A 17563-nucleotide genomic window follows, 5' to 3' on the forward strand; every position below is an offset into this window, starting at 1 on the left:
GCCCTGCCCCGATCAAGAGCGAGAAAATATGAGCAAGGCCCATGATCACACCCCGTAGAGATCGGGTGGCAGAGTGATCCCCCAGCGGCGGAAACGGTCGGAAGAGGCGGAGCGGATCCCCGTTGCGGTGAAATGTCCCTCGACACGGCCGTCAGGCGTGACACCGGTATGCTCGAAATAGAACAGCTCCTGCATGGTGAGGACATCGCCCTCGCAGCCGGTCACCTCGGTAATTGACGTGACCTTGCGGCTGCCATCCTGCAAGCGATTGACCTGCACGATCAGATTGACTGCGCTGGCGACCTGGCGGCGCAGGGCGGTCAGCGGGATCTCGATCCCGGCCATGGCGACCATATTTTCAAGCCGGCTGGTGGCATCGCGGGCCGAATTGGCATGGATCGTCGTCATTGAGCCATCATGCCCGGTATTCATCGCCTGCAGCATGTCGATCACCTCATCGCCACGCGTCTCGCCGACGATGATCCGATCAGGCCGCATCCTGAGCGCATTGCGCAGACAATCCCGCTGCGTGACGGCGCCCTTGCCCTCGATATTGGGGGGGCGGCTTTCCATCCGGCCGACATGTTTTTGCTGCAGCTGCAACTCGGCGGTGTCTTCGACGGTGATGATCCGCTCGCGCTTACCGATATAGGCCGAAAGCGCATTCATCAGCGTGGTCTTGCCCGAACCGGTGCCGCCCGAGATCACGATGTTCAGCCGACAGGCCACGGCAGCGCGCAGATAAGTCGACATCTTCTCGCTCATCGCGCCAAGGAAGGTCAGCTGGTCGAGGCTGAGCTTGTCCTTGCGGAATTTGCGGATCGAGACCAGCGTGCCATCCAGCGCAATCGGAGAAATCACCGCATTCAGCCGCGACCCATCCTGCAGCCGGGCATCGACATATGGGGTCGACTCGTCCAGCCGCCGCCCGACCATACCAACGATCTTTTGCAGGATCCGCCGCAGATGGGCCTCATCCTGGAACTGGACATCGGTCAGCTCCAGCAGCCCGCCCTGTTCGATGAAAACCTGTTCCGGCCCATTGATGAGAATATCCGAGACCGTCTCATCATTGAGCAGGATTTCCAGCGGCCCAAGCCCCATGACCTCGTAATAGAGCTCCTCGACCAGGCTGTCGCGATCCGAGCGGCTGACGGCAACGCTTTGCGAGGGGATGACCGATTTCAGCACCGAGGCAATTTCAGCCTTGATATCGGCCTCGGAGGCCTGGACCAGCGCGGAAAGGTTCAGAACCTCAAGCAATTGCTGATGCGCCTGCTGCCGGATCTCGGCCAGTTTGCGGCGCCGCTGGCGTGCGGCCTGATGCTCTTCCGTGGGGAATTCGGCAGGCAGCGCAGCACCCGTCGGCACATGGCCTGCCGGTCTTTGCTGAGGCGCGTCGCTTTGATCCGCAAGTATGCTGTCGCGAAATTTCTGAAACATCAGCCAGCCTCCGTTGCGGGCAGCTCGCGTGGACCGGCCCTGGTCAGGATCTCCGCCGCCAGTTCGCTCAGCGCCAGTCGAAACGGATTGCCGGGCGCATGGGTGCCAAGAGGAACGCCTGCGTTGCAGGCCATGGAAACAGGCTCCCCGCCCTCCGGCAGGGTTTTGAACACGCCGAACTCATTGTCCTTTTCAAAACGTGTGCGGGCGTCTTCCCATAGTTTAGACCGCCGCAGGGGCGCACGGTTTAGCAGGCAGTGGAACTTGCTGGCCGGTAAGCCTTCGGAGCGGATAAGCTCCTGCAGCTTGGCCAGATTTTGCGCCGAACGCACATCAAGCAAGGCAGGGGTCAGAATAACCGAGGCCAGGTCAAACGCGGCCCCGCTCCAGTCCAGCACCTGATGCGGCAGATCAACAACCACCAGGTCCGCCTTGCTGCGGGCAAGCCTGATAATGCGCTGCAGATGCCTGGGGCCAATCCCGTCTACCGGAAGAATTTCACCCGGGTCCGAGAAGACATGCAGGTTGGGCATCGGGCTGCGCAGACACATATCGAAGGCGTCTGAATCGAGGGTATCGATGCCACGATAGGCGTCGACTATGCGCGCATTGGTCGCAAGACCCAGATAGGTTGCGACATTGCCATATTGCAAATTCAGATCAATCAGGCAGACCGAGTGGTCCTGACGGGCCTGTGCCAGCTCCACTGCCAGATTGACCGCGATTGTCGTCGTGCCGGCCCCGCCACAGACCGGAAGCACCATGATGGCTTTCAGGTCCCCCGGCAGCTCACGCGTCACGGTCGGACCAACAGTGTCTGAGGAAGCCGCAGGGCGCAAGTCGCGCGTCCCTTTGCGCGCCAGTATGCGCTGCCAGAGCCCCGATGCAGAACCAGATCGCCGGGGGCCATCCCCTGTCGGTTCCGTGCCCGGGTCAGACTGGGCCTCCTGCAGGTCCTCGGGGGCTGTGTCGGTAAATGGCGGCCCGTAAAGGATCTTCAGTCCCTGATGGGCCCCCACGGGAACCTTCAGCCGGGATCTGTGCGGCAGCAGGACCAGCACTTCGCCGCTATGGCGGCCCGCCTCTTCGACAAGCGCCTGCAAGAGCCGTGGCAGGGCTGTTTTGCCAGCATTCGGAACCAGAACAACAGAATCGAAGCGTTCATCCCGAAGCTGCTGCAGATGGTCCAGCGCCTCGGACATCGACAGGTCCGTGCGCACCACTCCTGCCGGAAGGCGGGCAAACCATGCCGCAAAGAGCATCACGGCATCGATGCCATCGCAGATGGAGCAGATACGCATTTCCTGTGGGACCGGAGACTTACTCAGCATGGAACCTCAGATACTGATCTGGATCCGCCGCGGATGACTGCTGTCGGGCAGCGTTCGCGACTTGTGCTCTGGCCGGTAATTTTGCCGATGATGGAGGTGCCAGAGACATCCTGGATGTCGGAACCCCGCATCGTCAGCGGCAGCTTTTCAAGATCAGTCGGGCCAATCACCACAATATCACTGTTAAGGCTGCGGCTGCCATCCGAGAGGATGATATTCATAAAACCGGCCTGGTGATTTGCTACAGCACCGCGAATGGCATCCGTGAAATCACCTTCCAGCAAGAGCTTGTCAGCAAGCGCCGAAACTGCCCCGGAAGACTGCTGGTCAACCATCGGTGTTCTGACACGCAAGCCGGTTGCCAGAAGCCTGGTCTCGGACTTCCCGGCCCCGATATTCTGGGTCCAGACAATATCGACCCGGGTACCCTCTGCAAGCTGACCACTGAAATCCGCAAGATTACGGGGTGAAATCGCAAAAATCCGGCTGTTCCCGACCGGCATCAGCACACCTCGCGGGGATGTGCCGGACAGCGCGATGTCTGTGTCGAAAAGCGCGTTTCCGGCCTTCAGAGTGGTCAACGCCACGAGGGTTTCCTCTGCTTCGACGCCCGGCAATGCGCGCAGCACATTTGCAGGCAGATAGCTCGCCGGAATTTTCGCCGTGACAAAGCTCTCCCCGCTCACCACAGCGCCAGGAGCGATGTCGCGCGCCACCAGCGGAACCTCGACGGTTTCACCAAAGGCGCGCAAACTGCTGCGGGCAGAGGCAAGCTCGAGCTCTAGCGCCCTCGTATAGTGAAAGGTACCGAACGCCCCGCCGAGTGCCAGGACAATTCCTCCAGCGATCAGTGCGGCGAGTTTGACATGCATGGTCCAATACAACCCTGAGTATAGCTGATTTCTCTATCTGCGGTTTCGTTCCCGACTTCGTCAACTGCCTCAGCAAAGATCTGGGTCAGCTTTTCCGACGCAAGGCCCACAACCCCGCTGTTCAGAACCCCTCCTGCAGTAGCAGCCACGGCAAATGCCGCAGCACTCATCACCAACCAGTCCACGCCGACGGCGCCGCCCTGGCCGACCACAAATCTTACTGCCCTGCTCACTTGGCCACCCCGAATTCCCCGCGAGAGTAAGAACATCCATTCGAACTAATTTTCTCTCAAACGGATCCCATATACATACTAAACAGTGGACCGGCAAACCGTATCCTATTGAAAGATCATGTATCCGATCGGTTTTCCTGCGAGATAGTCCTGCCTCGCTGCCGCGTAGTGGCGCAGGCTCGCCTCGATATCCGCGTCAGACATCAGGCCCGACAACATTGCCCTCGCATCCCTGGACCGACCGTCAAGCGCGTAGGCAATCGCCAGATTTGCACGGACGGAATCCCCACGCCCCGGGTCGCGCAGCAACTCCTCCATCAGCCTTGTCCCGGAGCCGATGCTGCCACCCAGAACCTGCGAAAGCGCGTAATTGCTGAGCAGGGGGAAGTTGGTCGGCCAGGTCTGAAGAGCGCGCGTATAGACGTCCTGCGCTTCTGCATGGCGTGAGAGATAGTCGAGCGAAACCGCCTTGCCGGTGAGGGCCGCGAGATTGGTGCGGTCCAGCCGCAGCGCCTCGTCGAAATGTTCGATAGCGGTTTTGGGATGCATCTCCTGGAGCGCAAGATTGCCGAGCTGATTGTGAACCTCAGGATTGCGCCGGTTAAGCTCTCGCGCCCGGAAGAGCGCATTCTGCGCCCGGTTGTACTGGGCCAAAGCGGTGTAGGATTTCCCAAGCCCGACCAGAGCGGTCACAGATTGCGGGTCCCTTGCTGCGGCGAGCTCGAACAGGCGGGCTGATTCCTCGTAATCGCTAACGGACCAGGCCGCTTCAGCCACCTGTTCGGTTTCTCCTTTTGGTTGCGTGTTGACAGCTGCTGGCAGACTGCACCCCGAGACCATAAGCAAGGCGCCCAGAAGGGCCGAAATCGCAGCCAAGCGAGAAACCATCTCCGCCCTCATAACTTTGTCATTCCACCATAGGTTTAGTAGCCGGATCGCAACACGTCCATCTCTTCGTATCGATGAATTTTGCATTCCTCGATACGAAATACATACTCTAGATACTTTATATACCCTTACGTATGTGTTAAACGGGTGAAAGTGAAGCTGAATCGGGCAGAATCAGCTGTGTGTCGCGGCGTCGGCCTCTGAAATGTATCAGACACAGATGACCGAACCGTCGGTGTTGGTAATCAGTGCATCTACCGAAAGCAGAACCGCCTTACTGCTTTCGACTTCAGGCTGCCGCCCTGTGCGGCAGCCCTTTTACATTTTGAACCGGGGTGGAAAGCCTGCCTGTCCGGCTATCTATATGGCATTGCGGGAATCGACCGACTGACCTATGCCAATGACAAAATACCCGGAGGGCCATACCTATGGTTGAGATCTTTTCGATGGCAAGCGGCCAGTCCGGTGCTGCCACACGCAGTGTTTCTAACGATATTCGGCTCACCACGCCTTCTGACGTCTATTTCGGAAGCGGTGCGGCGGGAGTCGCCTTTTACGAGAAGTCGGGCGCGGATCTGAAAGTCACTCTCCTTGACGGCCAGGAGGTCGTGATCAGGGATTTCTTCGTCATCGGTGCCGCCGGGGAATACAGCCGTCTGCGTGATGGGGGATCTGCCGGCGCGATCGAAGTCACCGGGCTGATTGCGCCGGAACCCTTTGTCCCGCCGGAAGCCACACCACAGACCGCCGTTGCGGAGGTTGAGCAGAAGGCTCAGACTACGACACCTTCGGTCGCCCTTCGAGACGGTGAAACGGTCATCGATGTGAACGTTGATTCCGGCGAAGCAGCGGGCTCTGCTGCAGATGCCGGTTCGTCGGGTGGGGCCTCACCCGAGGGCGCGGGTGGACCCGGATTCTTCGCCGGGATAGCGTTGGATCGCGCCGTTTTCGGAGCTGCGATGATCCCGGCAGTCGCGGTGATGCTGCGCGCCAATAACGACAACAATGCTTTGGACACGCCTCAAGTTACGTCCGACCCGTCACCAGAGCCTTCCTCTGAAGCTGACGAAACGGTTGCCGTGGATCAGCGGACAACGGGTGAAGACATGACGACTGTTGATCCAGATATTGCGGACCTCCTCACCGCTATCCTCGATGAGCAGGCCACAGAGAGCGATCTCTTCGCAAGCGAAAGCTCTGACGCGCCGGTGGCCCTTCTCACCGACACGGCGGATGGCGGCAGTCTTCATGACAGCAGCGCCGGTTCAGATCTCTTTTCGGCACTGCTGGGTGATCTGACCTACACCCCGCCGGAAGGCTGATCGGCACCTTTGCTCATGGCCCTTGCTCTGCCCTCCTTTCGACATGCCCGCCTCGGAGTCCTTGCCTTTTTTGTGGGGGCGTTTCCGCTGGCACCAGCTCTGGCCCAGTCGCTGAAAGAAGCGGTCAGGATCGGGACGGAACGCGACCCGACGGTCGAAGCGCTGCAACACGCCGTTGCGCGCGAGACGACCAATATAGAGATCGCGAAAGACGGCAAGCGGCCGCAGCTCAGCGTTTCCGGAGCGACCAGCACAACCGATGACGACCCGGCGCTGACGGTCACCGTCTCGCAGGTTCTGATCGACTGGGGGCTCGTCAAAAGCAAGATCGCAGCCGCCTCATTGAGCCGTATCAAAGTGGTCGCGCAGCTGAAAATGGCAGTCGAAGATCTTAGCCTCGAGATTTCCGAGCTCTATCTGGAGCTGGAGACCCTCGATCTCAAGATCTCGAAAACGCAGGATTATATCGATTTTGCGAACCGGATTGAGGGCTTCTCGCGGAGCCGCGTTTCCGCGGGTCTGTCTGACAGTGCGGAGATCGCCCGCGCCTTGCTGGAAATCGCCCGCGCGGAAGAGCGGATGACGCAGCTGCAGGCGGATCGGATGATCACCCTGTCTCAGCTGGAGTTCCTGCTCGGCAAGCCGGTGGTCAATCCCGGTACCCCCCCTGACCTTGCCTTCACAGAACAGTTCTCCTCCAGCGCCAAAATCATTTCCGCTGTCGTCATCGCCCCGGCTTATGTCGAAGCAAAGGCCGACCTTGATATTGCCCTCCAGGGGATCAAGGCGGCCAAGGCCTCGAACAAGCCGAAAATCACCCTGCAGGCACAGGGGCGCCAGGACCTGACCGGCGGGCGTGGACGCAGTGGCGCGGTGGGAATCACCGCTGGCGTTGACCTGAATTCCAGCAGTTTCAGCGGGCGGGCCGTTGTTGCAGCCGAACAGGACAAGGCCGCTGCGGAATCCCGGCTGAAGGCGGCAGAGCGCGACCTGCAGAACACCGTTCGCGTCTATGTCGAACAGATCCGCGTTCTGAAAGGCAATGAGGCTTCGCAACAGCGCCAGCTTGACCGGGCGGCAGAGGTTCTTGAGGCCTATGAGCAGCAGTTCATCGCCGGCAAACGAGAGCTGATCGACCTTCTGACGACAGGCCGCGATCACTACGAAGCCGAAATGGACAAAATTGAGACATACAAAGAACGCAAACATACGGAATATGCTGCCGCACACTCCGTTGGTATGTTAGGATCTCTTTTGTTTGGTACGCGTTGACCGACGGCAAGGACCTCCAGCACTAAGGCGGGAAATCATGGCTGCCAGCGACAACAAGGATGCGCTTGTTCTCGGCCTTATAGAGCTGTGTCGTGCACATGGCATTGCGGCTTCGGTCGAGCGCCTCAGCGACGGCCTGCCGCGTGAGGCCCACGGCGGGCTCAGCATAACTGCAAGCGCCCGCGCCCTGCGCCGCGTGAACATGAGCTGCCGGATTGCCTTTGGCCCGCTCTCATCAATCCCACCCGAAGCCCTTCCTGTCCTTGTTTTCGGCAAGGATGATGAGGTCGCGCTGCTGGAGCAGCTGGATGAGACCAGCGCTGTTCTTGTGCTGCCCGAGACGGGCGGCGGTCGGACCCATAAAAGCCGGGCCGAGTTGGAAGAGGTCTATGGCGGCCGTTTCCTTGCATCAAAACCGGTCGACGTGGTCTCGCAGCGGCTGGGAGAGACCGATCCGGACCGACGGCACTGGATCATCGGCGCCGTGCTTGGAAATATGTCCATCTACCGGGACGTTTTCCTGGCGAGCTTTGTGGCCTCGCTGCTGGCGGTCTCCACCGCGATGTTCTCGATGCAGGTCTATGACCGTGTCGTGCCGAACCAAGTCTTTGATACCCTGTGGATCCTGGCAAGCGGAGTCGGCCTCGCGATTTTGCTGGAGTTCGTGCTGCGGATGATGCGGGCAAGGCTGATTGACCTTTCGGGGCGTGATCTTGATCTCACGCTTTCGGCGCGGCTGTTTGACCATGTGGCCAATCTGCGGCTCTCGCATCAGCCACGCTCGACCGGGGTTTTCGCCAACCAGGTCCGCGATTTCTCCACGGTGCGCGAGTTCTTCACCTCCGGCACCGCTTCAGCGATCTGCGATATTCCCTTCGTGCTGATTTTTGTCGGCATCATCGCCTATATTGGCGGGCCAGTTGCCTTTGTGGTGTTGTTCGGCGGGGCGCTGATGGTGGGGCCGGGCCTTCTGATGCAGCGCAGGCTGGCGAAACTGTCACGGCAGAACACCCGTGAAAGCGCCGCGCTGAATGGCCTCCTGCTGGAGGCGGTCTCCAATCTTGAGACGGTGAAGGCGGCGCGGGCCGAGGGCAGGCTTCACCGCGCCTATGTGCAGCTGACGGCAACCATGGCGGAAACCGGCGTCAGGGCCCGCGAGCAGACCACGTTCCTCATGCAGATTGCCGCATCGACGCAGCAGATCTGCTATGGGCTTGTGGTGGTTGTGGGCGTCTACCAGATCGCTGCCGGCAGCATGACCACCGGCAGCCTGATCGCCTGCACCCTCCTGACGAGCCGCACGCTTGCCCCGCTGGGCCAGGTTGCGGGGCTGCTGACCCGCTGGCAGCAAGTTCGTGCCGCGATGGACAACCTCGATCAGATCATGGAAATGCCGGTCGAACGCCCGGCGAACCGCCACTACCTGCGCGCCCAGGAGATTGCAGGCAGCTATCAGGTCACGGACGCCACCTATGCCCATGACAAAGAAAGCGGCGAGGTTTTGAACATCAAGAGCCTCACCATCCGGGCGGGTGAACATATCGCGCTGCTAGGCGGCAATGGGGCGGGCAAATCGACCTTCCTGCGCCTGATTGCGGGGCTGACCGATCCCGCAATGGGATCGATCCTGCTGGACAACCTCTCGCTGGCTCAGATCGATCCGATCGACCGCCGCCGCCAGATCGGCTATCTGCCGCAAAGTGCGGCGCTCTTCCAAGGCACACTGCGCGAAAATCTTCAGCTCGATCATGGCCTTCACAGCGATGAAGAACTCTTTGAGGCGCTGGACGCTGTGGGGCTTGGCCGCCATGTGCGCCGCCATGTGCGCGGCCTCGATATGGCGCTTTACAGCAATGCCAATGTCTCGGGCGGTCAACGCCAGGCCATCGGCCTTGCCCGGATCATTCTGCAGGATCCGCGCGTGGTAGTCCTGGATGAACCCACCGCCGCCTTTGACCATGTGACAGAACAGCATGTGGTTCAGTTCCTGAAAACCTGGCTCGAAGGCCGGACTGCGATCATCGCAACGCATAAGCGGGAATTGCTGGCGCTGACCGAACGTGCGGTTGTGCTGAAGGATGGCGCGATTGCGCATGATGATGCGCTCGGCAAGATCATGGATCTGGCGCGCGCCTCTTCGACCCAACAGGTGAAGGCTGTCAAATGACCCAGACGGATTTCAGCCCCGATTATCTCGACGGCAGCTTCCGCCGCAAATCCATGGTGACCGCGCGCCATACGGTCTGGGTGGTGTCGGCCTCTTTGCTGATTGCCGTGCTCTGGGCCGCTTTCGCGCAGATTAATGAGATCACCCGAGGCGATGGAACCGTGGTTCCGCTGCGCCGGATGCAGACAATCCAGAGCCTTGAGGGTGGGATCCTGTCAGAGCTTTTGGTGCATGAGGGGGATATCGTCCAGGAAGGACAGATCATTGCCCGGATAGATGCCACACGGTTCCGCTCGGCCTATCTGGAAACCACGGCTGAGATCGATACGCTCCAGGCCGAGATTGCGCGGCTCGAAGCCGAGGTGATGGAAAGCGACAGGATTGAATTCAGCGGCGCAGCCGATAGTGAGGCGCGCGCCAATGAGCTGAGACTGTTCCAGGCCCGGCGGACCAAGCTGAATGAATCCATCAGCGCCGCCGAAGCAGAGCGCGCAGCAATCGTCGGGCAGATCGATATCACCGAGCCGCTGGCGAAACAGGGGTCGGTCAGCAAGGTCGACCTCTTGCGACTGCAACAGCAGGAGGCCGAATTGCAGGGCCGGATCAGCGAGTTGCGCAATAACTATGTGCAGGAAGCCTACCGCGATCTGGTCACGAAAAAGGGCCGGCTTGTGGTGCTGGAACAGCAGATGATCCAGAAACAGGATCAGCTGGATCGCACCGAAATCCGCTCGCCAGTTTCCGGCCGCGTCAATAACGTCAATATCACCACGCTGGGCGGCGTTGTTCAACCCGGGGAATCCATCATGGAAGTCACCCCCGTCGATGACCAACTGATGATCGAGACCAAGATCTCCCCGCGGGATGTGGCCTTTATCGCGCCAGGCATGCCGGCCAGCGTTAAAATCACCGCCTATGATTTCTCGATCTATGGCGATCTGCGCGGCACCGTATCGCAGATCAGCGGTGATACGGTCGAAGAGGAAACTGCGAACGGCGTCCAGGCTTTCTATCGTGTGATGGTCACCACCGAGAAAAGCTATCTGGAGCGCAACGGTGAGGAACTGCCAATCCGTCCGGGTATGGTGGCCCAGGTCGATATTGAATCTGGCGAGCGTTCGGTGCTCAGCTATCTGACCAGACCAATTTTGCGCGCTCGGTTGCGCTGACTGGATTGCAGTAGATACAACCTGTGGTATTTGTTATCCTGCAGACTAACTCGTTATGGTATTATCGTATCGCGCTGTGGCGAACTTACTCAGACAGAATGCAGCGTATTAGCGCGACGATGGGGAGAATGATCTATGGCAGGCAAAGGACTCGCGGCCGTGATGTCGTTCTTTCTCGCCGCAACCAATATGGCACCCGCCATTGCACAGGAAGTCTGGAGCGCCGGACGCGGCGGGCTGTCCCTGAACGTATCGGAAGCAAAATTCATCAAGCTGGAACAACCGGCAACTGCTATTTTTCTTTCCAATCCGGACGTTGCCGAGATCGATCTGCAATCAGCGCGCTATCTCTATATCGTGGGCCGGAATATCGGTGAATCCAATCTCTTCGTGCTGGGAGAGAATGATGAGCAGATTCTCAGCACCACCATTTCCGTCGGGATCGATGCCGCCCGGCTTGCCTCGGCTGCGCAGAGCTCGATCAGCGGTGGCTCGGTTTCAGTGAAAACCATCGAGGGGGCAATTTTCCTCAGTGGGCGTGTCCGCAACATCGACGATGCCGAAACCGCGGCCGATGTGGTGGCAGCTTTGCTCGGCGATGGTGCGATCATCGTCAACCGACTTGAAGTGGAGGCCGCGTCGCAGGTCAATCTCCAGGTTCGGATCGCCGAAGTCTCCCGCACCATCAGCGAGGATCTCGGCCTCAGCCTCACATCCCGTGAACCGGGCCAGCCGCGCGTCTCGACGCGCCCCGGCGGCGTCGATCTGAGCGTCGGGGCCGGATCCCGGAATATCAATCTGGTGCTGGATGCCCTCGCCCGCAACGGGCTGGTCACGATCCTCTCCGAACCCAATCTGACCGCCCGCTCGGGCGAGGCAGCGACGTTCCTCGCGGGGGGTCGTATTCCGTACAGAAATACCGATGCAGACGGAAAGATCACGACCACCTTCGAATCCATCGGTGTCGAGCTGGAATTCACCCCCACTGTATTTGATCAGAACCAGATCCAGTTGCAGATCAACACAAGGGTGCGCGCAGTCGACGAGGCCAATTCCTCTGAGGATGGCCGCGCCCTCTCCGAACGCAGCGCAACAACCACGGTTGAACTAGGCAGCGGTCAGAGCTTTGCCATTGCCGGCATGTTCCAGGCTGATACCGCACAATCGCTGAGCGGTATTCCCGGCCTCGTCAATCTTCCGATCCTTGGGGCGCTGTTCAGATCCTCAAGCTTCAAAAAAGGCGAGACCGAACTGGTCATTATCGTGACCCCCTATCTGGTCAAACCTACAAGCCCGGACAATCTGCGCACCCCTGTAGACGAAGTGAAACCCGCAAGCGGCGCCATTGAGCAACTTGTTACCGGGCAAATGAGCAAGACCATCCGTCCCGGCGAAAAGGGCCAGTCAAAGGTCCGTCGGGGCGGGTTCATGCTGCAATAGGAACGGACAGTGCAGATCAGATTCGCCCGCATCTTCGCCCCCTTACTGACGGCAGGACTTCTGGCCGCCTGTGGATCCACATTGCCACAGTCACCGACCGAGCGCCTCTCGCCGCAAACACATGAAGCGATTCTGCCCTATTCCTTCCTGTCCTGCTCGACCGAAATCGGCGGGGCGGAACAAAAGCGAATACGCGCTTTTCTCGATAAGCTGGGCCTGACCAGCCAGGATACCCTGGTGGTCTCGGTGCCGAAGAACCGGCTGCCAGAACGCGATGCCGGCAGGCGAAAAACGCTTAGCCAGATTTTTGCGGCCTACCCTGCCCGTGTCCGCTTTATCCAGGACGACGATCTGCGCGAATTGCCCCGCTCAGAACCCCAGGGGATTATTCGGGTGGTTCGGGTGACCGGCATTAACGTGAATTGCAAAGGCGGCCCCGGCGAGACCGGATGTGCGACCGCCAGAAATCTGGCAGCGATGATCGCGCATCCCGCAGACACATTCATGCCAGACAAGGGAGCGCGATATCTGCCATCCGTGACCAATCCACAAACCGGGCTGACACCGTGAAACAAGGGATCTTCAGAACCGCAATCGCATGGGCGAAGCGCGAAGATGGCGCGATCACCATTGAATTCGTGATCATCTTCCCTCTGATCCTGGCGTTTCTGTTTCTCATTGTATTCGTGAGCTTCCTGATTGCGACCGCAAGCGATGTGCAGCAGCTTACCCATGAGCTGGCACGGCAAACCGTTGGTCAGCTGAGCCGCGCAACGCCCCCTGCCGATGTCTGCCAGGCGCTCGCAAATGACGCAGTTCTGATGGATGCTCTTGTCCGGCAATCCGTTCTGCTTGATCCGGCAGATCTGACGGTCCTGCCCTGCCCTGATGCTCCTGATGCGAATGGTTTTATCACCGTGCAGGTGACCTATAATTTCGCGGGAAGCTTCGTTCAGTCACTTGGGCAGACGTTCGGAGTCGATCTGGGGATCATTACCCGCGTTTCTACGATCAAACTCTGATGGCATGCTGATTTGCACACGATAAGGGGCAGGAATCGGGTGCAGTCAACGCACGGTTGCGCTATCTGATCTCGGATCGAGAGAATCCTCTGCCGGATTCTTGACCTTATCTTCAGCTGCCACTGAGGGATTATCCAATGGCTGTCTTCCTGACCCGGCACCGTGCCGCATCTGCTGTTTTGTTCGCGGCCGCTGCGGGGGCGGTTTTTGTTGGCACCCTTCAGGCACGTCCCTACTCGGCGGTTGAAGTCCGGGGCAGCGAGTTCATTCCAGCGGGTGACATTGCGGCCGCCTGTGAGATCGTTGCCGGGGAATACGACAGTTCCGATATGAGCGCGGTTCAGGAATGCCTGATGAGCAGTGGTCAGTTCCGCAGCGTCGAGGTTCGGGGCGAAGGCACCACCCTTGTGGTCGAGGTCAGCGAGCTGAATGATCGCCCCGGCCGTATTGAAGCAGGGCTGGCTTACGACAGCCGTGATGGCGCGACCATCAACACGTACTTTGAACGCTATAACCTGTTCCCGGGCTCCTTCGGCTCCATTGATTTGCGCTTTGCGGAAGAGGTCCAGTCTTTCCGCACATCGCTCTATCGCGCAGAAGCTTTTGGCAACTTCGATTTCGGCCTTGATACCGAGATGCGTAAAACCAGCTACAGCGATCAGGGCTTCACCTCGAAACGGGTGCTGATCGAGCCCTATCTGGCGTTGCCTTTTGCCAAAGGTGGTCGTGCGGAACTCGGCATCGGCTATCGGCGCGACGAAATGACGGATGTTGTGGCGGGGTCGAGCGTGCTTTTCGGCCGCGAAACCGGCGTGATTGACGCACCCTATGCCCGCCTCGGTGTCAGCTATACATCCAATCCGGCTGAAAATGGCGGAACTGGTTTTGTGACCGGCCTTTCGCTCTCGCTGGACCAGTATGTCTGGGGCCTTGGCACCGACCAGAAAACCTATGAGACCCGGATCGAGGCCGATGCGCGCTTTGCTCTGGCAGAACAGACCTCGCTGCTGGTTGGGCTTCGCGGCGGCATCGTTTCTGGCCAGAGCGGGCATAATACCCGCGCGGTGGATCGTTTCTTCATCGGGGGTGCCGATTTCCGGGGTTTTGCCCCGCGCGGCCTTGGCCCGAAAGATGGCGACTGGTTCGTGGGCGCCAATAATTACTATGTGACCAGCGTTGAATTGCAGCGCGAAGTTGACGAGTTGTTCGGCACCACCGGTCGGGTCGGCATTTTCGCAGATATCGGTTCTGCGTGGGGTCTGGATGATACGTTGGGCGGCCGGATCGATGACAGCAGACATGTCCGCAGCTCGGTCGGCCTCTCGCTGACACTGGATCTGGGCAATATCCCTGTTTCGCTCTTTGTCGCGAAGCCGGTCGATTATCAGGATGGTGACGACCGCCAGAGCTTTGGGATGAGCTTCAGCACATCCTTCTGATGGCATTCCAGTGCTGCGCACCGTCCTGGCCGCAGCACTGGAGCAGTGCGTTCATGTCAGTTTCAGATTGCGGGCCTGAATCACCGCCTGGGTCCGGTTCGTGACACCCAGTTTGCGGCAAATGGATTTCACATGCATTTTGACCGTAGCCTCTGCAAGCCCGAGGCTGTCGCCGATTTCGCGATTGGGCATACCATCGGCCAGCAGATTTAGCACCGAAACCTCGCGGCCGGAAAGCGGCGACTCGAATGCCCTCTGTGCAGCCTTGTTTTCCTGGATCACTTCAAGGGGGAAGTAGCGCTCTCCCGCGGCCATGAAGCGAATGGCATTTGTCAGGCTTTTCATCGAGGTGGTCTTCGGGACCAGGCCCGCCGCGCCATTCCTGGTCATCTCCTCGACAACACGGGGCGTCGGGCCGCCGGTGATGATGCCGACGGGCCGCCCGGCATTCAGGGCGGTGATCTCCTTCAGCGTTTCAACGCCGTTCATGCCCGGCATGTCAAGGTCCAGCAGGATAAGATCGAATTCGCCGTTTTTCTTCAGCTGCTCTCGCGTGCCATCGATCGAAATCGCAGTGGTAAGTCTGATATCCGGAGTCCCCTCAAGAATGAGACCTATGATTTCGAGGATCAGAGTATGATCATCTGCGATGAGCACGCTGAGGGGCGCTGATTCCGGCTTCTCTTGACTCATCATATCTCCCTCGTTGCCCTGTCAGTTTATCGGCGCCAAACTGCTACGATCTGATAGATTGCCTAAACTTCTCATGCTCATAAGTGGGTATTGTCAAGACTTTAAGCCAGAAGTCTGCACCTGCGGTCAGAAAACACATGTTACCGTCAGAGTTGCAGACTCCTGCCTGGGAACCATGACTTATGGTTGGTGGCTCTGTCAGCTTTCTGCCTGGAATTGCTCAAGCCGCACTTCTGTACTATGCGACATCTCTTCCGCAAGATCCAGCGCTGCCATATCGCAGGCCCCCTCCCGGGCGCTGATCTGCAGGCGGCGAAGCGCATATTCGATCCCCGACAGCCCGGTAAGACCCGCCGAGCCTATTGCCGAATGGATCCGCGCCCGCAGATTTTCAGGGTTCTCCGCGCTGCGGGCCAGAGCAAAGACCTCCCGCGCTTCATCTAATGCGCGCTGCATGAAGGCCAGCGTCGCAGGCCGCCCCATCTCATCGCTCAGCTCAAGGACCAGACTGTTGTTAAGCATGGCATCCGGGGTTTGCATTCTGTCCATGGCCTGTTGGCGGGGCCGTGTCCCTGCTTTCGCATCCCTGAGCGCGAGGCGCAGCTCTGACGGGCGCACGGGTTTGATAAGAATATGATCCATACCGGCCGCGAGGCAAGATCCGTGAATAACCGAGCCGACATGCGCCGTGAGACCGACAATCAGCAGATGTGCACCGGCTGCTTCCTCGCTGCGGATCTGGCGTGCCACCTCAATCCCGTCAATATCGGGCAAGGTGACATCCAGGAGCACAACATCAATCTGATCTCGTCTTGCCTTGACCCGCAGCAGCGCATCCATGCCGTTGACCACGCCTTCGACTTCGGCGCCGGCATCGGTCAAAGTCTGCAAGAGAATGGCCAGATTGACGGGGTTGTCCTCGACCACGAGGATCCTCAGGCCGGCAAGGCTGACGATTTCGGGATTGCCCGTGGTCTTGTCTCCCGCTTGACCCGCGCGCACATGTCCAACCGAGAGAGGAAAGGTGATACGGAAAAGCGCGCCGCGTTCTTTGCCCTGCCCCAGTTCAATCCGACCGCGCAGACGACTGACGGCACGGGAAACAATACCAAACCCAAGCCCGTAACCGTCTTTGCTGGCATGTGACATGGCGCGACCGCCGGCACCGGGATTGAGCACAATTTTCTGCTCGGCCTCCGAAAGGCCCGGCCCGACATCCTCAACTTCAAGCGTGACGAGGCTTTCAAAACGGCCTTCCGTGGCCGCGATCTTCAGCCTGACAGTGATCGGCCCGTGCACATTGAACCGGTTAGCGTTGGTGATCAGATTTTGCAAAATCGCGCGCAACAAATGTGGTGGTCCCCGATACCAGGCCTCGCCATCGGGGAGCTCTGTAACGATGAAATTTTTGCTTCGCTGACAAATCGGCTCCAGTAATCGCGCCGTATCGCGCACAAGGGCCACCAGATCGAAGTCCACCTGCGGCTCCGTGTCTGCCGATACCCCCTCCATCCGCACCGTTTCCAGCAGATTGGCGACCTGATCAATCGCAAGCTGTGCAAGTGCGCCCAGCTCAGCCTCGCGCCCATCCTGCGTTTTGCTGTCTGCGAGACTGTCCACCGCAATGATAAGCGACTGCAGAGGCGCGCGAAGATCATGGGCCATATCAGTGATACGCTCTGCGAGTGAACGCTCTTCGGCAGAGGCCTCCTCCCCCGTGACGCGCATAAGATAATAACGGGCCTGCCCGGTTTCCGCCGGAACGAAATGCAGATCGGCCGTATCGCCATCGCCCGGGATGACCCTACAGCTTCCTCCCGTTCTGGCCGCATCGCGCAAACTCGCCCAGTCGGCGGACCGCCCGAACCTGTGCCATTGCGAGACTTTAGCCGCCCCGGCAGTCGCATTTGCAAGCAGCAGAGCCCCATTTTCCGCGAATACGGCCGTCGCGCGGCCATCGGTCGCAATAACTGCAGCAAGCAGATCAAGAAGATCACCGTCAGCATCCGACTTCGTCTGTCCCGACTGGTGCACCGCTTTGGGAAGAATCACATCATGCTCCTTAAGATCTGATGAAGGTGGTGCATCACGGCTCATTCTGCAAATCATAGCCTGGCACCCGGCGGCATTTTGCAGCGATATAGTGAAGAACAAGGGGGCAATTGTTTCCGTAAGTGGGAAACACCGTTCTTCCCAGGGTTGTTTTGCTACTAAACGCACAACCTGGAAGCCCTGGATACAGGCGATTTCCCGAAGCAGCACACCAGAGCGG

At 59.3% G+C, this 17563-nt stretch carries 14 protein-coding genes; 8 read left to right on the plus strand and 6 right to left on the minus strand.

Features of this window, described 5'->3' with window-relative positions; all coding sequences use genetic code 11:
* Nucleotides 1–45 precede the first annotated feature (45 nt).
* From HOY34_RS18990 to HOY34_RS19005, 4 genes are all read right to left on the minus strand, one after another.
* Entirely contained in the window at nt 46–1443 is a 1398-nt protein-coding gene (locus HOY34_RS18990; RefSeq protein ID WP_172365780.1) for a TadA family conjugal transfer-associated ATPase, read from the minus strand.
* Nucleotides 1443–2243 (minus strand): CpaE/TadZ family protein, encoded by an 801-nt coding sequence (locus HOY34_RS18995; protein ID WP_172365782.1) that lies wholly within the window; start codon nt 2241–2243, stop codon nt 1443–1445. The genes HOY34_RS18990 and HOY34_RS18995 overlap by 1 nt, the downstream gene beginning before the upstream one ends.
* Nucleotides 2244–2767: 524 nt before the next feature.
* Nucleotides 2768–3646, minus strand: a complete 879-nt coding sequence (locus tag HOY34_RS19000) for a CpaB family protein (RefSeq protein ID WP_172365784.1) — start codon at nt 3644–3646, stop codon at nt 2768–2770.
* Nucleotides 3647–3984: 338 nt separating this feature from the next.
* Nucleotides 3985–4779 carry a tetratricopeptide repeat protein gene (locus HOY34_RS19005; protein ID WP_172365786.1) on the minus strand — a complete coding sequence of 265 codons (795 nt, stop codon included), beginning with the start codon at nt 4777–4779 and terminating at the stop codon, nt 3985–3987.
* Between the two features lie 416 nt (nt 4780–5195).
* Between HOY34_RS19005 and HOY34_RS19010 the strand changes: the two genes are divergently transcribed.
* From HOY34_RS19010 to HOY34_RS19045, 8 genes are all read left to right on the plus strand, one after another.
* Complete coding sequence (locus HOY34_RS19010; RefSeq protein ID WP_172365788.1) at nt 5196–6089, plus strand: BapA/Bap/LapF family prefix-like domain-containing protein; 894 nt, start codon at nt 5196–5198, stop codon at nt 6087–6089.
* Between the two features lie 72 nt (nt 6090–6161).
* A complete protein-coding gene (locus tag HOY34_RS19015) occupies nt 6162–7361 on the plus strand; it encodes a TolC family protein (RefSeq protein ID WP_172365790.1) in 1200 nt (399 codons plus the stop codon).
* Nucleotides 7362–7398: 37 nt separating this feature from the next.
* Nucleotides 7399–9528 (plus strand): type I secretion system permease/ATPase, encoded by a 2130-nt coding sequence (locus tag HOY34_RS19020; protein WP_172365792.1) that lies wholly within the window; start codon nt 7399–7401, stop codon nt 9526–9528.
* On the plus strand, nt 9525–10697 hold the full coding sequence (locus tag HOY34_RS19025) for a beta-barrel domain-containing protein (protein ID WP_172365794.1): 1173 nt from the start codon (nt 9525–9527) through the stop codon (nt 10695–10697). The genes HOY34_RS19020 and HOY34_RS19025 overlap by 4 nt, the downstream gene beginning before the upstream one ends.
* A gap of 135 nt (nt 10698–10832) precedes the next feature.
* Nucleotides 10833–12137, plus strand: a complete 1305-nt coding sequence (locus tag HOY34_RS19030) for a type II and III secretion system protein family protein (RefSeq protein ID WP_172365796.1) — start codon at nt 10833–10835, stop codon at nt 12135–12137.
* Between the two features lie 9 nt (nt 12138–12146).
* Nucleotides 12147–12707 carry a hypothetical protein gene (locus HOY34_RS22490; protein ID WP_172365798.1) on the plus strand — a complete coding sequence of 187 codons (561 nt, stop codon included), beginning with the start codon at nt 12147–12149 and terminating at the stop codon, nt 12705–12707.
* The gene (locus HOY34_RS19040) at nt 12704–13159 is read left to right on the plus strand and encodes a TadE/TadG family type IV pilus assembly protein (RefSeq protein WP_172365800.1); all 456 of its coding nucleotides are present in this window, start codon (nt 12704–12706) and stop codon (nt 13157–13159) included. The genes HOY34_RS22490 and HOY34_RS19040 overlap by 4 nt, the downstream gene beginning before the upstream one ends.
* A gap of 137 nt (nt 13160–13296) precedes the next feature.
* Nucleotides 13297–14598, plus strand: coding sequence for a BamA/TamA family outer membrane protein (locus tag HOY34_RS19045; RefSeq protein ID WP_172365802.1), 1302 nt, complete (start codon nt 13297–13299; stop codon nt 14596–14598).
* 51 nt (nt 14599–14649) lie between these two features.
* On the opposite strand, the gene HOY34_RS19050 is transcribed toward HOY34_RS19045, so the two are convergent.
* On the minus strand, nt 14650–15294 hold the full coding sequence (locus HOY34_RS19050; RefSeq protein ID WP_172365804.1) for a response regulator transcription factor: 645 nt from the start codon (nt 15292–15294) through the stop codon (nt 14650–14652).
* 195 nt (nt 15295–15489) lie between these two features.
* The gene (locus HOY34_RS19055) at nt 15490–17388 is read right to left on the minus strand and encodes a hybrid sensor histidine kinase/response regulator (protein WP_216654840.1); all 1899 of its coding nucleotides are present in this window, start codon (nt 17386–17388) and stop codon (nt 15490–15492) included.
* Nucleotides 17389–17563 lie beyond the last annotated feature (175 nt).

The sequence above is a fragment of the Pseudogemmobacter hezensis genome, from assembly GCF_013155295.1.
Lineage (GTDB): Bacteria > Pseudomonadota > Alphaproteobacteria > Rhodobacterales > Rhodobacteraceae > Pseudogemmobacter > Pseudogemmobacter hezensis.

Excerpts from the sequence above, each read along its gene's own strand:
- HOY34_RS18990 (WP_172365780.1), bottom strand. The coding sequence starts at position 1,443 with ATGTTTCAGAAATTTCGCGACAGCATACTTGCGGATCAAAGCGACGCG.
- HOY34_RS19000 (WP_172365784.1), bottom strand. The coding sequence starts at position 3,646 with ATGCATGTCAAACTCGCCGCACTGATCGCTGGAGGAATTGTCCTGGCA.
- HOY34_RS19005 (WP_172365786.1), bottom strand. The coding sequence starts at position 4,779 with ATGAGGGCGGAGATGGTTTCTCGCTTGGCTGCGATTTCGGCCCTTCTG.
- HOY34_RS19010 (WP_172365788.1), top strand. The coding sequence starts at position 5,196 with ATGGTTGAGATCTTTTCGATGGCAAGCGGCCAGTCCGGTGCTGCCACA.
- HOY34_RS19020 (WP_172365792.1), top strand. The coding sequence starts at position 7,399 with ATGGCTGCCAGCGACAACAAGGATGCGCTTGTTCTCGGCCTTATAGAG.
- HOY34_RS19025 (WP_172365794.1), top strand. The coding sequence starts at position 9,525 with ATGACCCAGACGGATTTCAGCCCCGATTATCTCGACGGCAGCTTCCGC.
- HOY34_RS19030 (WP_172365796.1), top strand. The coding sequence starts at position 10,833 with ATGGCAGGCAAAGGACTCGCGGCCGTGATGTCGTTCTTTCTCGCCGCA.
- HOY34_RS19045 (WP_172365802.1), top strand. The coding sequence starts at position 13,297 with ATGGCTGTCTTCCTGACCCGGCACCGTGCCGCATCTGCTGTTTTGTTC.
- HOY34_RS19050 (WP_172365804.1), bottom strand. The coding sequence starts at position 15,294 with ATGATGAGTCAAGAGAAGCCGGAATCAGCGCCCCTCAGCGTGCTCATC.
- HOY34_RS19055 (WP_216654840.1), bottom strand. The coding sequence starts at position 17,388 with ATGAGCCGTGATGCACCACCTTCATCAGATCTTAAGGAGCATGATGTG.